General features: G+C 68.8%; 12 protein-coding genes. 7 read left to right on the top strand and 5 right to left on the bottom strand.

Annotated elements, in window-relative coordinates; all coding sequences use genetic code 11:
• Window positions 1-17 precede the first annotated feature (17 nt).
• The 5 genes from VGD93_RS00335 to VGD93_RS00355 all read right to left on the bottom strand — a co-directional run bounded on the left by VGD93_RS00335 (window position 18) and on the right by VGD93_RS00355 (window position 4,488).
• On the bottom strand, window positions 18-764 hold the full coding sequence (locus VGD93_RS00335; RefSeq protein ID WP_395008049.1) for an ABC transporter permease: 747 nt from the start codon (window positions 762-764) through the stop codon (window positions 18-20).
• A 127-nt stretch (window positions 765-891) separates the two neighbouring features.
• Window positions 892-1,893, bottom strand: coding sequence for a LysR family transcriptional regulator (locus VGD93_RS00340; RefSeq protein ID WP_395008051.1), 1,002 nt, complete (start codon window positions 1,891-1,893; stop codon window positions 892-894).
• Between the two features lie 133 nt (window positions 1,894-2,026).
• Window positions 2,027-3,058 (bottom strand): ornithine cyclodeaminase, encoded by a 1,032-nt coding sequence (locus tag VGD93_RS00345; RefSeq protein ID WP_395008053.1) that lies wholly within the window; start codon window positions 3,056-3,058, stop codon window positions 2,027-2,029.
• Between the two features lie 121 nt (window positions 3,059-3,179).
• A complete protein-coding gene (locus VGD93_RS00350) occupies window positions 3,180-3,686 on the bottom strand; it encodes an Lrp/AsnC family transcriptional regulator (protein WP_395008055.1) in 507 nt (168 codons plus the stop codon).
• A gap of 7 nt (window positions 3,687-3,693) precedes the next feature.
• Window positions 3,694-4,488: an IclR family transcriptional regulator gene (locus VGD93_RS00355; RefSeq protein ID WP_395008057.1), complete on the bottom strand. Its 795-nt coding sequence runs from the start codon at window positions 4,486-4,488 to the stop codon at window positions 3,694-3,696.
• 290 nt (window positions 4,489-4,778) lie between these two features.
• Here VGD93_RS00355 and VGD93_RS00360 point away from each other — a divergent pair, with 290 nt between their 5' ends.
• From VGD93_RS00360 to VGD93_RS00390, 7 genes are all read left to right on the top strand, one after another.
• The gene (locus VGD93_RS00360; protein ID WP_395008059.1) at window positions 4,779-6,419 is read left to right on the top strand and encodes a M24 family metallopeptidase; all 1,641 of its coding nucleotides are present in this window, start codon (window positions 4,779-4,781) and stop codon (window positions 6,417-6,419) included.
• A 26-nt stretch (window positions 6,420-6,445) separates the two neighbouring features.
• On the top strand, window positions 6,446-7,990 hold the full coding sequence (locus VGD93_RS00365) for an ABC transporter substrate-binding protein (protein ID WP_395008061.1): 1,545 nt from the start codon (window positions 6,446-6,448) through the stop codon (window positions 7,988-7,990).
• A 131-nt stretch (window positions 7,991-8,121) separates the two neighbouring features.
• On the top strand, window positions 8,122-9,048 hold the full coding sequence (locus VGD93_RS00370; protein WP_395008063.1) for an ABC transporter permease: 927 nt from the start codon (window positions 8,122-8,124) through the stop codon (window positions 9,046-9,048).
• Window positions 9,049-9,063: 15 nt separating this feature from the next.
• Window positions 9,064-9,945 (top strand): ABC transporter permease, encoded by an 882-nt coding sequence (locus tag VGD93_RS00375; protein ID WP_395008065.1) that lies wholly within the window; start codon window positions 9,064-9,066, stop codon window positions 9,943-9,945.
• A gap of 11 nt (window positions 9,946-9,956) precedes the next feature.
• Window positions 9,957-11,123, top strand: a complete 1,167-nt coding sequence (locus VGD93_RS00380) for a M24 family metallopeptidase (RefSeq protein ID WP_395008067.1) — start codon at window positions 9,957-9,959, stop codon at window positions 11,121-11,123.
• Complete coding sequence (locus VGD93_RS00385; protein ID WP_395008069.1) at window positions 11,120-12,280, top strand: M20 family metallopeptidase; 1,161 nt, start codon at window positions 11,120-11,122, stop codon at window positions 12,278-12,280. Before VGD93_RS00380 ends, VGD93_RS00385 begins: the two co-directional genes overlap by 4 nt.
• On the top strand, window positions 12,277-14,016 hold a 1,740-nt coding region (locus VGD93_RS00390), incomplete at its 3' end, for a M28 family peptidase (RefSeq protein WP_395008071.1). The genes VGD93_RS00385 and VGD93_RS00390, both read left to right, overlap by 4 nt.

Consider the following 14,016-nt stretch of genomic DNA (forward strand, 5'->3'; position numbering starts at 1 on the left):
CGGAGTTTGTTGGAAGCTCAGTTCGCCGCTTCGCCGCGCCAGCGCTCGAGGCGGCGCTGCACGTGGTGAAGCAGTTCGGTGACGACGATGCCGACCGTGGCCAGGATCAGCACGATGACGAAGTACTCGGCCATGCGGAACGTGTTGCCATAGATGGCGAGGAGCCCGCCGAGGCCGCGCACGGCGGTGTACAGCTCGGCGACGACGGTGTTGATGAGCCCGATCGTCGCCCCGATGCGCAGCCCGACGACGATGAAGGGAACCGCGCTCGGGATGGTGATGCGGGTGAAGATGCGCCGGCGGCTGGTGCCCAGCGAGCGCGCCATCTCGGCCAGTTCGTCGTCGGCGGCGAGCACGCCGGCATAGGTGTTGAGCAGGATCGGCATGGCGGCGCCGAGGAAGACGATGAACACCTTGGCCTGCACGCCGAGGCCGAGCAGCACGATGATCAGCGGGATGAAGGCGACGCGCGGCGTCGCCGCCAGGGCGTTGACGTAGATGTCGAGCATCTTGCCCAGCGGCCTTATGGTGCCCATGGCGACGCCGATGGGGATGGCCACCGCGGCCGCGAGGCCGAAGCCGAGGCCGTAGACGGTCAGGCTGTCGCCGATGGCCACCCACAGCCGGCCCTCCGCGAACAGCCGCTGCGCGGCCGCAAGGGTGGCGAGGGGCGTCGGCACCAGATTGCGGGAGATGAGCTCGGAAGCTGCAGTCCAGCCGGCCAGCAGCAAGGCCAGAAAGCCGAGGCGATAGAGTATGATCACGTCGCACGCACGGCCCGCGGGCCATCCTCGTTGCCCAATGGGGCCAGCCTAGCGCGGATCGGCAATGCCGTGTCGAATAGTGCCTATAGGCTCCTCTTCTGGAGCGTGGTCAGGGGGCGCGGAGAAGTCAGGCTCCCGGGTCGCGCGCAGCAAAGAGCGGCGGCAGCGGGCCGACATGCGGCCGCACGTGCAGGCGGGCGACCTCCTGCAGCGTCTCGATCAGTTCCGGATAGGGCGCGAGATGGCGATATTGCGAAGGCACCAGCGCCACCAGCGGCCGGCGGTCGCCAAGCGCGACGTCGTAGAGCCGGATGCCGGCCAGCACGGCATCGCCGGCGTGGCAGGACAGGGCCGGGGCGAGGCAGACGCCGAGCCCGGCGCGCACCATCGCCACGGCGCCTTCGAAGCTGCGGCACCGGGCGACGACGCGATGCCGGCCGAGCGCGGTTTCGTACCACTCCTCGATGCGCTTCTGGTGCTGCGTGCCGTAGATGAAGTGGATGACGCTGTTGAGGGTCGCCCGCTGGGCCGCGTCGAGCTCGTCCTCTGAGCCGACGCCGTCGAGATCAAGCCCCTCGGGCACGACGAGGACGTAGGGATCGTCGAGCAGCGGCATCTGCACGAAGCTCATGCCGGCCTGGGCGATGGAACTCGCCGCCACGATGCCGATATTGGCCCGCCGGGCGTAGAGCATGGCGAGCACGTCGCCGGGGCTGCTTTCCTGCACGTCGAACATGACCTGCGGGTGGCTCTCGCGGAAGCGGCGCAGGGCGAGCGGGAGCAGGGTCCGCACCGGCGAGCTGATCCCCGCGATGCCGATGGTGCGGGTGCCGCCGGCGAAGCTGCCCAGCCCGTCCTCGAGTTCCTGCACCTCCCGCATCACCTGTTCGGCGCGCTCGACGATGAAGCTGCCGATCTCGGTGGGCGTCATGCGGCCGGCGCCGCGGTCGAACACCTTCTGCCCGATGCTCGCCTCGAGCTTGGCCACCTGCTGGGACAGCGACGGCTGCGACAGCCCGAGCTGCTTGGCCGCCCGGCTGACCGTTTCGGCATGCGCGATCGCCCATACGACCCGCAACTGGTGGAGTGTCAGGTGAGAGCCGCCCGCGGCCTTCGTCGTCGTCGCCATGTTGCCAGCCTTACCCCCGTGAACGGTGCGCGTGTGACAGCCTATTCCACCACAGCAAAGGGCAGAAGGCTCCTGCACCGCAAGGGGCGCCCCCCGGCAGGGGGGGCGAGCGACCCTGCCGGGGCGGCCGGTCTCAGGCGACCAGGGCCGGTGCCTGCCTCGCCGCCAGCGCGCCGAACAGGTCCTTGGGATCGTCGAGCTCCGGCACGAGGTCGAGGCTGCGCCGCCGCCCCGGCAGGCTGTCGAGCAGGTAGCGCAGGGCCGAGAAGTCCTCGATGGCGAAGCCGACCGAATCGAACACGGTGATGTCGTCGCGCGCCGCGCGGCCGGGCGCGGCGGCGGTCAGCACCTGCCACAGCTCGGTGACGGGGAAGTCCGCCGGCATCTGCTGGATCTCGCCCTCGATGCGGCTCTGCGCGGTGAACTCGACGAATACCCGGCCGGCCGTCAGGATGTCGGCGGCCAGCTCGGTCTTGCCGGGGCAGTCGCCGCCCACGGCATTGAGATGGGTGCCGGGTGCGATGTCGGCCAGCTCGAGGATGGTGGCGTTGGCCTTGTCGGCGGTGACCGTGGTCACGATGTCGGCGCCGCGCGCCGCCTGCGCCGCCGACCCGGCTCGTTCGATGACGAGGCCGCTGCCGGCCATGTTGGCGACGAACTTGTCCATCGCCGCCCCGTCCACGTCGTAGATGCTGAGCGTCTCGATGCCGAGCAGGGCCCTGAAGGCGTGGGCCTGGAACTCCGACTGCGCGCCGGTGCCGATCAGCGCCATGCGGCGCGAATCGGGGCGGGCCAGCGCCCGCGCCGCCAGCGCCGAGGTAGCGGCCGTGCGTAGCGCCGTGAGCAGGGTCATTTCGCTGATCAGCAGGGGATAGCCGGTGCGCACGTCGGCAAGGGCGCCGAAAGCCGTGACCGTCAGGTGCCCGGTGCTCGGGTTGATCGGGTGGCCGTTGACGAATTTGAACGCATAGAGCTGGCCGTCCGAGGTCGGCATGAGTTCGATCACGCCGATGTCGGAATGGCTGGCCAGGCGCGCCACCTTGTCGAAGGCGTCCCAGCGCCGGAAATCGTGCTCCAGATAGCCCACGAGCTCGGGCAGCACCACGTCCAGCCCCTTGGCCTGCACCAGCGCCTTGAGATCGCCTACGCCGACGAATACCACCATGTCGCACCTCCTTCCGCTCGTTCGTTGCCGCGCCATGATGCGGCAAGGGCAGCGGAATGTGCTTTCGAAATGGGGGGCCGGCGCCGCCGAAAATCCCCCGGCGATGCCGCAGAACTGCAGATCATTCGTCTGCCCCGGCAGAGCTGAACAGCGCTTCGACGGGGATGCCGGCAAAGCTCTTGAGGCGCTCGAGCACCGGGATGGTGGTGAGCTTGGCGATGGCGCCCGAGCACTCGATGAGGTCGTCGGTGAGCCGGCGCAGCGCGCCCATGTCCCTGACGATGGCCAGCAGCATGTAGTCGGCGGGGCCGCTGATCTTGTAGCTCCACACGATGGCGGGAATGCCGGCGACGATGGCGTCGAAGGCGGCGAAATCGGCGGCGTGGTGGCTGTCCAGCGACACCTCGATGAAGGCGCTGAGGCTCGAGGGGAGCTTGTTGACGTCGAGGTCGGCGATATAGCGGCGGATGATCCCTGCCCGCTCCAGCGCCTGCACCCGGCTGTGGCAGGCGCTGGCGGACAGGTTGACGGCCTCGGCCAGTTGCTGGTTGGTCATCGCGGCATTGAGCTGCAGCGTTTCCAGGATGCGCCGGTTCACGGCATCGAGTCTGGCGATGCGTGCGTTCATGCGCCCGTCACATCGAGGTTGTGCGCAGCGCTCGCGGCAGCGCGTCGGCCGCCGTGCCAATGTCGCTGAGGCCCTGGCCGGCCGGCAGTTGGCTGGCGATTTCGGCCAGTTCCCCGGCCATGCGCAGGGTCATGTCGGCCATCTCCTCGAGACGGGTCCCGGGGAAATAGGCCGTCGCCCCGTTGATGGAGACGGCCGCCAGCAGGCGCTCGTTGACGCGGAAGCTCGAGGCCACGCCGCAGGTGCCGATGTCGCATTCGTTGTAGTCGACCGCATAGTTCTCGAGCTGCGCCGTGCGGAATTCCTCGAGCAGCTGTGCCGGCGTCTTCGGATAATCGCGGCGCAGCGGCACGAGGTAACCCGGCCAACCGCGTGCGTCGGTCTGGCCGATGAGCACCTTGCCGACCGCGGTCATGCAGGCGGCGGCCCGCTGGCCGACGAAGGAGTTGATCTGCAGCTGCCGACTGCCGGGGACGCGGTCGACCAGCAGCATGTCCTTGCCGTCGAGGATGGCGAGGTGGATGGTGTCCGACGTCAGCTGGGCATAGCGCGCCAGCACTTCGTGCATGGCGTTGACGAAACTGAGACTTCGCTTCTTCTGTTCGCCCAGTTCGAGCAGCCGGTAGCCGAGCGTATAGCGCTTGGCTTCCAGCTTCAGATAGTTGTGCTCGACCAGCGTGGCGAGCAGGCGATGCGTGGTGCTGCGCGACATTTCCGAGGCTTCCGAAATGTCGGCGAGGTTGTCGACGCCCTCCGCGACCAGGTCGATCAGCCGTATCGCCTTTGAAACCACCAGGCTCACCTCATCCTCCCCAAATCTCTGCGGTGCCTATGTAACATGCTGAAATAAAACACGCTTTCAGCGGCGACGGCAACCCTGTGGCAAAACCGGCATCTGCAACGATCCCAATAGTTGGGAATGAGATACCGACTATTGACACGATATTTGACCCGATGCAAGGATCATCGGCGCGCCTCCAAGGGTGAAACGGTGGGGCGCAGCCACATTCCGGGCCGGCCGGGCGCCGGTCTCAAATTCAGAAGAACTGGTGTGGAGATCAGTGCATCTCCACAGATGGAGAGTATTGCCCGATGGCGACGAAGATCTTCGCGTCCAAAGAACACGTGACCGCGCTGCTCGGGGTCGACTATGTGCGCGAACTCACCTTTCCGCAGATCTTCAAGGACAGCGAACTCAGCGTCTTTCCCGTCGTCGTCGCACGGGACGGCCGGCCGCACGTCGTCGTCGGGGCGGCCGATGCCGGCGCGCACGCCGCCGCCAGGCGGGAGGTGCCGTTCAGCACCGCCGGGCGCTATTTCGACTGGAACCAGGGGCCGGACTTCAAGGCGCCGGGCTTCGTCGATGCGGTGCTGGCCGCCGCCGGCGAGGGGCCGCTCGAGATCGAGGCGACGATGCCCGTCGCTCGTTTCGAGGCGCTGGCCGCGGCGCGGCCGGTGACGCTGTTCGGGCAGGCGCCCGAAGTGCCCGTGCATCTGTACACGCGTTCCGCCGCCGCCCTCGAGGCGGTGTGGCGGCAGACCCGCGATGCCGACGTGCCGCGGCTCGATGCGTTCGTCTCGACCCTGCGCTTCGGCGCCGTGCTGGCCGAGGCGATGCGCGCCGAGCCGCTCGGCTTCGCCGTGCTCGACCGCCAGCTCGCCGCCGCCGGCCTTGACGCCCTGCTGGTCAGCGCGCCGTTCAACGCCGAAATGTTCACCGGGCTGCCGGGCGGGCTCATCGCCGACCTCGGCCTGACCTGCTTGTACCGCCCGGGTGTCGACGACATCCTGGTGATCTCGGAGCGGCCGATCGTGCAGTCTGGCTTTGTGCCGGCCGGCGCGGCGGCGAACCTGGGCGCTGCGCTCGCTGCCGCGGCCTCGGGGCGGGTCGGCTTCGAGAAGGGCCACCTGCCGGCGGGGAGCTTCCAGCGCCTGCAGGCGGCCGGGCTCGACCTCGCCGACGGCACCCACGCCCTGCGCCGCTTCTTCGACGAGCGGGCCGGCACCGACCTCGTCTATTTCATCGTCGCCGCCAATGCCGTGCTGGCCGGCTTCGAGTACGCCAAGGCGTTCCTGCTGCGCACGGCGTCGTGCTCGGCGCTGCTGGAAACCGACGTCGCCGCCGTGTTCCACCAGGGCGTCGCCGCCTTCGCGCAGGACGTCGGCATGCAGGGGCGCGTCCTGCCCTATTTCGACATCATCCACCCCGGCGCGCGCACGCTGCTGCCGGCCATGGCCGGGCGCTATCCCATCAGCGCCGGCGACGAGACGATCAAGTTCGACATGGGGCTGCTCGTCACCGACAGCACCGGCGTGGTGCGCGGCTGCTCGGACATCGCGCGCTCGATGTCGCCCGACCCGGCCTTGCAGGCGGCTCACGACAAGCTGCGGGCGCTGCTGGTCGACGCCCTCATCCCGGCCATCAAGCCGGGCATGAGCGGCAGCGAAATCCATGCCGTCGGCATCGAGGTGCTGCGGCCCATGGCCGACGAGCTCAAGGCTTGCGGCCTGCTGCACGCCGACATGAGCATCGACGGCTATACCCGCGACTGCGGCCACACCCTGCAGCGCCAGACGCTGGCCACCGTCCACTTCCTGCCCGGTTTCGCCGGGACGCTGCACGCCGGCATGCTCGGCTGCACCGAGTTCGTATGGCCGATCGACGACAAGATAATCGCCTGCGAGGACGGGTACTACGTCACGCCTGACGGCGCGGTCCCGTTCACCGTCTGATCAATCTGAAGAGAGGGAACCACCAGATGAATTTCCATAGCATTTCCAGGCGGCTGTTGGGAGCAGCCCTGCTGGCCAGCGTCTTCGCCCTGCCTGCTGCCGCGCAGCAGGACGCGGTGATCGACTTCGCGCTCGGCGCCCCCATCCTGACCCTTGATCCCGGCGTCGCCGCCGGCACCCAGGCCCAGAGCGTGCGCGTCCAGATCATGGAAACGCTCGTGCAGATGAACGCCGAGACCGCCGAGATCGAGCCGCTGCTGGCCGAACGCTGGGAGGTGTCCGGTGACAACCTCACCTGGACCTTCCATCTGCGCCAGGGCGTTAGCTTCCATGACGGCTCGCCGCTCACCGCCCAGGACGTGGTCGCCTCCATCAGCCGCATCATCAACCCCAGCGCCGGCATGGGCCGCGCCAACGACCTGCGCGAGATCAAGCAGATCACGGCAGTCGACGACCACACCGTGCAGATCGTGACGGCGGCGCCGTCGGGCACGCTGCTGCGTGCGCTGGCGCTCGATTCCGCTTCCGTGCTGTCGGCCGCCTCGATCGAGAAGTTCGGCGATCAGCTCGGCTGGAATCCGGTCGGCACCGGCCCGTTCAAGTACGACTCCCACGTCGCCGAGCAGAGCGTGCGCGTGGTCCGCAATGACGCCTACTGGGGCGAGGCGCCCAAGGTCGAGGCGGTCAATTTCATCACCGTGCCGGAAGCGACGACGCGGCTCACGATGCTCGAGACCGGCGAGGCCGACATCATCGTCGACGTGCCCGGCTTCGAGGTCGACCGGCTGCGCAACACCGACGGCATCGAGCTCATCGAGCGTTCCAACACGCGCCTCGGCCACATCGGCATCAACACGGCACAGCCTCCGTTCGACAACGTGCTGGTGCGCCAGGCGCTGAACTTCGCCGTCGACCGGCAGGCGATCGTCTCCGGCATCCTGCGCGGCGTCGGCGTGCCCGCCGATTCCATCATCGCCTCGACGGTGATCGGCTATGCCCCGCAGAACCTCTACAGCTACGACCCCGATCGCGCCCGCCAGCTGCTGGCCGAGGCGGGCCATCCCAACGGCTTCACCACCACCATCCGCACGCCGCAGGGCCGCTACTACATGGACCGCGAGACGGTGATCGGCGTCCAGGCGCAACTGGCCGCGGTCGGCATTACCGCCAATGTCGAGGTCATCGACTGGTCGACCTACCTGTCCGTGCTGCGCAAGCCGGCCGGCGAGAACGACACCGCGCTGTACCTGCTCGGCTGGGAGACCGGCACCGCCGACATCTCGCAGATCCTCAACACCGTGTTCGACAGCGCCAACGTGCCGCCGAACGGCTGGAACACCATGTTCTACAAGAATGCCGAGGTCGATGCGCTGCGCGCCCAGATCGCCCAGGAGATCGACCAGTCCAGGCGCATGCAGCTGGCGGCCCAGGTGCAGGAGCTGATCATGAAGGATGCCCCGTGGGTGCCGCTCTACAGCTATGTCCAGGTGACGGCGCATGACGCCGCCCTGCACGGCGTCGAGTATCTCGCCACCGACATCTATCGCTTCAAGAACGCCGCGTTCGAGTAGTCCCCCCGGGGCCGGCCGGCGGCGAAACTCCCTCCCGGGCGCCGCCGGCCGATCCCAGTGACACGCAGCGCCGCGGTCGGCGATGGGCCGGCCGCATGCGCCGCCCCCTCGCCGCGAAAGGCTGAGCTTTCATGGGCATACTGACCTTCGTCGGCCGTCGCCTGATCAACGGGGTCCTGGTGCTGGCCGCACTGTCCGTCCTCGTGTTCTCCATCCTGCAGCTGGTGCCGGGCGACCCCGCGCTCACCGTTGCCGGCATGGGCGCGTCGGAAAGCGACATCGCCGTCATCCGCCAGCAACTCGGCCTCGACCAGCCCGTCTGGGTACAGTTCTTCACCTGGATCGCCGGCATCTTCCAGGGCGACTGGGGCGTCTCCGTCGTCTCCAAGGAGCCGGTCCTGCCCATCCTGCTGTCGCGCCTCGGCATGACCCTGCTGCTGGCGGTGGCCGGCATCTTCGTGGCCGCCATCGTCGGCGTGCTGCTCGGCGTCAACGCCGCACTGCGCGCCAACACCGCGGCCGATGTCGGCCTGTCCGTCGTCGCCCTGATCGGGGTGTCGGCGCCGATCTTCTGGATCGGCCTCATCCTGCAGTTGCTGTTCTCGATCCAGCTCGGCGTGCTGCCGGCGACCGGGTCCGGCACGTTCTGGCACCTCGTCCTGCCGGCGCTCGCCATCGGCGGCAATTCCATCGGCATCATCATGCGCATGACGCGCTCGAGCCTGCTCGAGGTGCTGCGCCAGGACTTCGTGCGCACCGCCCGCGCCAAGGGGCTGCGTCCCGGCGTCGTCATCTACAAGCACGCGCTGCGCAATGCCTTCATCCCGGTCATCACCGTCATCGGCGTGCAGTTCGCCTACCTCATGGGCGGCGCGGTGCTGATCGAGACCGTGTTCGTCTGGCCGGGCATCGGCAAGCTGCTGGCCGACAGCGTCTTCCGCCGCGATTTTCCGATGATCCAGGGCGCCATCCTGATCATCGGCTTCTTCTTCGTGCTCGTGAACATGCTGGTGGATCTGGCCTACAGCCTGATCGACCCGCGCATCAGGCTGGGTTGAGCGATGGGAATGGTCATGGGAAGTCCTGCCGCTGCAGCCGGGTCCGCGCCCACCCCGGCGTCCACGCCGCGCCGCCGGCTGTTGTGGAAGTTCCTCGCCAGCCGCGTCGGCATGGTCGGGCTGGTCGTCGTCCTTCTCTACGTCGTCGCCGCCGCGCTGGCGCCGTTCATCGCCCCCTACGATCCCAATGCCGTCGATCTGATGAACGTCGCCGCGCCGCCCTCCGCCAGCCACTGGATGGGCACCGACCAGTTCGGGCGCGACATTCTGAGCCGCATCCTGTTCGGCGCCCAGACCTCGCTGCTGCTCGGCTTCTGCGTCGTCGGCATCGCCACGGTCGTGGGCACCGCGATCGGCACCGTCGCCGGCTATTTCCGCGGCTGGGTCGAGCGGGTGGTGGTGTTCGTCACCGACGTGATGATGACCATGCCCACCATCATCACGGCGCTCGCCATCATCACCATCATGGGCTCGGGACTGTCCTCGACCATCATCGCCATCGCCATTGCCGCCGTGCCGCGGGTGGTGCGCGTCGCGCGCAGTGCCGTGCTGCAGGTGCGCGAGCTGGATTTCGTGCAGAGCGCCCGCTCGCTCGGCGCCCGCGATCGCACCATCATCGTGCAGCACGTCGTGCCCAATGCGCTCGCCCCGGTCATCGTGCAGGCCTCGCTGCTGATGGCAGAGGCGGTCCTGGTCGGCGCCGGCCTCGGTTTCCTCGGCCTCGGGGTGGCGCCGCCGCTGGCCGAATGGGGCCAGATGCTGGCGGAGGGACGGGGCTATCTGCGCGCCGCGCCGTTCATCTCGGTCTTCCCGGGCCTCGCAATCATCTTCCTCGTCCTTGGTCTCAACCTGCTCGGCGACGGGCTGCGCGACACCTTCGACGTCCGCACACGATAGGAGCAACGAACGTGATCGAAGAGTATGCCGGACGCATCCAGCGCGTTCGCGAACTGGCCGGAATGCGTGGATTCGAGGGCGTGGTGGTGGTCGGCCGCGCGCCTGACCGCAATGGCGACATGCTGTATCTGACCGGCCACGTGCCCATGCTCGCCGGCCATCCCAGCCGCTTCGCCATCCGCGGGCGCGGGCTGGGCCTGCTGTTCGTGCCCACCGATCCCAGGCTGCCCACCGAGGTCGTGGTGACGACGCCGTTCCACACGCCGGCGCACGGGGTCGGCGGCATCACGGTCAACCCCAACATCGTCAGGGGCATCACCCAGGTCCTCGAGGCCGGCGGCTATTCCGGAGCGACGCTGGGCCTTGTCGGCCTCGACGTCATCTCCGCCATGACCTACGAGGAACTGGTCCGCTACAACCCGACGGTCCGCTTCGTCGAGGCCGACGACCTGGTGATGAACCTGCGGGCGGTCAAGTCCGAGGTCGAGCTCGCCGCCCTGCGCAAGGGATCGGCGATCGCCGACGAGGTCGGCGACATCGTGCGCCGCCAGATCCGGCCGGGCGTCACCGAGGAGGACCTCGCGGCCATCGTGCGCGCCGAGTTGACCCGGCGCGGCGTCGCCAACGCCTTCGCCACCTGCCAGACCGGCGTCGCCCGCTCCGGCGAGCCCTATCTCGTGCCGCCGGTGTCGAACCGCGTGCTCGAGGACGGCGACCTGCTGCACATGGAAATCAACGGCCGCTACGACGGCTACATGATCGACATCTGCCGGGCGACGGTGGTGGGCGAGCCGACCGAGGCCGGCGTGCACCTGCTGGAGACCGTCAACCGCATGCTCGAGGCGTCGATCGCGGCCATCGCCCCCGGCGTTCTCGCCGAGGACCTCGAAGAGATCGCCAACGATGTCGCCGTGCAGGCCGGCTATGACGGCAAGTTCGCCTTCGGCTACGGCGGCGCCGGCACCTATCTCGGCCACGGCATCGGGCTCGGCGTCGACGAGCCGCCGGCGCTGTGCCGCGGCGAGAAGACCTTCCTGCGGCCGGGCATGGTGCTCACCATCGAGCCCGGGCTCTACCGTACCCCCGTCGGCGGGGCGCGCATCGAGGACGAGGTGCTGGTCACCCCGACCGGCGTCGAGGTGATCACCCGGCTGGAACGCCGCTGGTGGGCCGCATGAACGACGCCGCCCCCGATACCGCGGCCGAACTCGCCGGCCTGCTGTCGGCGCTGGTGGCCATTCCCAGCCTGTCGGGCGAGGAGCAGGCGGTGCAGCAGGCCATTGCCGCCTGGTTCACCGACAACGGCATGACGGCGACGCTCGAGCCCGCCGACGGCGGGCTGCACAACGTCGTCGTCGAAATCGCCGGGACCGGGCCGGGGCCGACCCTGTGGATCGGAGGCCACTGCGACACGGTTTCGCCGGCGCCCGACTACAGCTTCGATCCGCACGCGCCCTTCGTGCGCGACGGCCGCCTCTACGGCGTCGGGGCGATGGACATGAAGGCGGGGCTGGCCTGCGCCATGCATGCGGTGCGCGAGTTGCACCGGTGCCGCAGTGACTGGCGCGGCAAGGTGGTGTTCGCGGCGCTGGCCGACGAGGAAGCCTATTCCCGGGGGGCCAAGGGCTTCCTCGCCCGGGGGCGGGCGATCGACGCGGCCATCATGTGCGAGCCGCATTTCACCGGCCCGTCCATCGGCGCCATCGGCAAGGTCAACCTCAAGGTCGTGGTGACCGGGCGGTCGGCACATGGCTCGACCCCGCATCTGGGCGTCAATGCCGTGGTCGAGGCCGGTCGCCTGCTCGCCGCCATCGCCGGCATCGAACGCCGCCCGCACCCGGAATACGGGGTCGCCAGCCATTGCGTGCTCAATATCTCCTCCGGCGAACGGCGCTACGAGATCCGGGTGCCCGACCACTGCGAATTCCTGGTCAACTGGCATTTCATGCCGGGGGAAACGGCGGAGCAGGCCGTCGCCCTGCTCACCGGCCTCGTCGGCGACCTGCAGTCGCCGGCCAGCTTCGCCATCACCATCGAGCCGCCGCGCTACGACAGCTTCGAGTTGCCGCAGCACCACCCCTTCGTGGCCGCCTTCGCCCAGAGCTACGCGGCCGTGCATGGCGGGCCGCCGTCCTACGAGTTCTGCTTCGGCGTCTCGGACGCCAACATCTTCAACGCCAACGGCATCCCCACCCTGCTCTACGGCCCGGGCGGCGCCAACATGCACGCCGCCGACGAGTGGGCGGACCTCGACCAGATGCTGATCGCCCGGACGGTGTATCTCGACCTCGCCCGGCGCTTCCTCTCAACTGCGGATACAAGGACTGCCAGATGACCTTCGGTCAGATCAAGCTTTCGCACGCCATTGCCAATGTCATGCAGCATGTCGAGCACATGCGCACCGACACGCCCTACCGCAAGAGCGGGTCCGGTCAGGACCGTCGCGCCGGCCAGTACGTGGTCGACACCCTCAACGGCTACGGGCTCGAGGCCTATCTGCAGGAATTCGAGACCTATGACAGCGACCCGGGCGAGTCGCATCTCGAGATCGTCGGCCCCGCCTCCCGCGTCCTCGCATCGCTGCCGTGCTGCCACATCGACCCGACCCCCGAGGACGGCTTCGTGGGCGAACTGGTCGACGTCGGCCCGGGCGGGCTCGCCGACTACGCCGGCAAGGACGTCAAGGGCAAGATCGTGCTCGCCGAGGTCTCCTACGCCCCCGCCACGCCGGAGAAGGCGCGCATCGCCTCGGTCATGGGTGCCGCCGGCATCGTGCTGATGAACTGGGGGCGCGAGAACGAGCCGGACATTCCCTGGCGCGGGCTCAAGTCGGTGTGGGGCAACCCCACGCCCGAGACCTGGCACGACATCCCGCGCCTGTTCGGCATCTCGATCTCGCGGCGCGACGGCATGGCCCTGCGCGAGCTACTCGGGCAGGGCAAGGTGGAGCTTCGCGCCCGGGTGACCTCCAAGCGCGAGTGGCGCACGCTGCCGCAGCCCATCGGCTGGCTGCGCGCGCCGGAAACGTCGCCCGAGCGCGACCAGTTCATCATCGTTTCCGGCCATATCGACTCCTGGTTCCCCGGCGTCACCGACAACATCACCGGCGACGCCGTCATGATGGAGATCGCGCGGGTGCTGGCCGCCAGCCGCGACCAGTTGCGGCGTTCGGTCGTGTTCTGCTTCTGGAACGGCCACGAGGTGGCGGAGGCGGCCGGCTCGACCTATTTCGTGGACAGCCACTGGGAGCAGATCAACCGCGATGCCGTGGCCTATCTCAACATCGACTCGGTGGGCATGAAGGGCACCGACGAGTTCCACATCAATTCCTGCCCCGAACTGATGGCCTTCTCGCAGGCCGTCGCCGAAGCCGCGCTGGGTGACGGCCTGCCCATCGTCACCGGCAATCTCGACCGCTTCGGCGACCAGTCCTTCTTCGGGGTCGGCGTCAACTCCTCCACCGCCCGGCACGGCTTCTCGCGGCGCATCGTGCAGAGCCTGCACGGGGCCACCATCGGCTGGTACAACCACACCGAGCACGACACCATCGAGGTCGTCGACGTCGGCGTGCTGGAAAAGGACACCGACTACTGGACGCGCTTCGTCTACGACCTCGCGACAGTCCCCGTGCTGCCGCAGCGCTTCTCGCCGCGCGCCGCCGACCTCAAGGCGCGCTTCGCCCGGATGCTCGGCGACGGGCCCGATCCGGCCGAGCTCGCCCGCATTCCCGCGGCCCTCGAGGCCCTCGGCACCGACCTGGCCTGGCTCGACGCCCATCTCGACGGCCTCGCCGCGGGGGCAGCCGATGACGGCGCCCGCGTGCGGGCCAACCGGGCGGTGCTGCGCCTCGCCCGGCACCTGACCTTCATCACCGGCTCGGCCTGCGGCAAATACGGGCAGGACAGCTACGGCGTCTCGACACTGGCCGAGCCGGTGCCGCTGCTCGCCCCGCTGCAGGCCTATCGTGCCGCCGATCCGGGCTCGCTCGAGGCCAGGCTGCTGACCACCAAGCTCATCCGCCTGCGCCACACGGTCACGGACGCCATCGAAGGCGCCCGCGCCCTGCTCGCC

The sequence above is a fragment of the Devosia sp. genome (assembly GCF_036406155.1).
Lineage (GTDB): Bacteria > Pseudomonadota > Alphaproteobacteria > Rhizobiales > Devosiaceae > Devosia_A.

Excerpts from the sequence above, each read along its gene's own strand:
- VGD93_RS00340 (WP_395008051.1), bottom strand. The coding sequence starts at position 1,893 with ATGGCGACGACGACGAAGGCCGCGGGCGGCTCTCACCTGACACTCCAC.
- VGD93_RS00345 (WP_395008053.1), bottom strand. The coding sequence starts at position 3,058 with ATGGTGGTATTCGTCGGCGTAGGCGATCTCAAGGCGCTGGTGCAGGCC.
- VGD93_RS00350 (WP_395008055.1), bottom strand. The coding sequence starts at position 3,686 with ATGAACGCACGCATCGCCAGACTCGATGCCGTGAACCGGCGCATCCTG.
- VGD93_RS00360 (WP_395008059.1), top strand. The coding sequence starts at position 4,779 with ATGGCGACGAAGATCTTCGCGTCCAAAGAACACGTGACCGCGCTGCTC.
- VGD93_RS00365 (WP_395008061.1), top strand. The coding sequence starts at position 6,446 with ATGAATTTCCATAGCATTTCCAGGCGGCTGTTGGGAGCAGCCCTGCTG.
- VGD93_RS00370 (WP_395008063.1), top strand. The coding sequence starts at position 8,122 with ATGGGCATACTGACCTTCGTCGGCCGTCGCCTGATCAACGGGGTCCTG.
- VGD93_RS00375 (WP_395008065.1), top strand. The coding sequence starts at position 9,064 with ATGGGAAGTCCTGCCGCTGCAGCCGGGTCCGCGCCCACCCCGGCGTCC.
- VGD93_RS00385 (WP_395008069.1), top strand. The coding sequence starts at position 11,120 with ATGAACGACGCCGCCCCCGATACCGCGGCCGAACTCGCCGGCCTGCTG.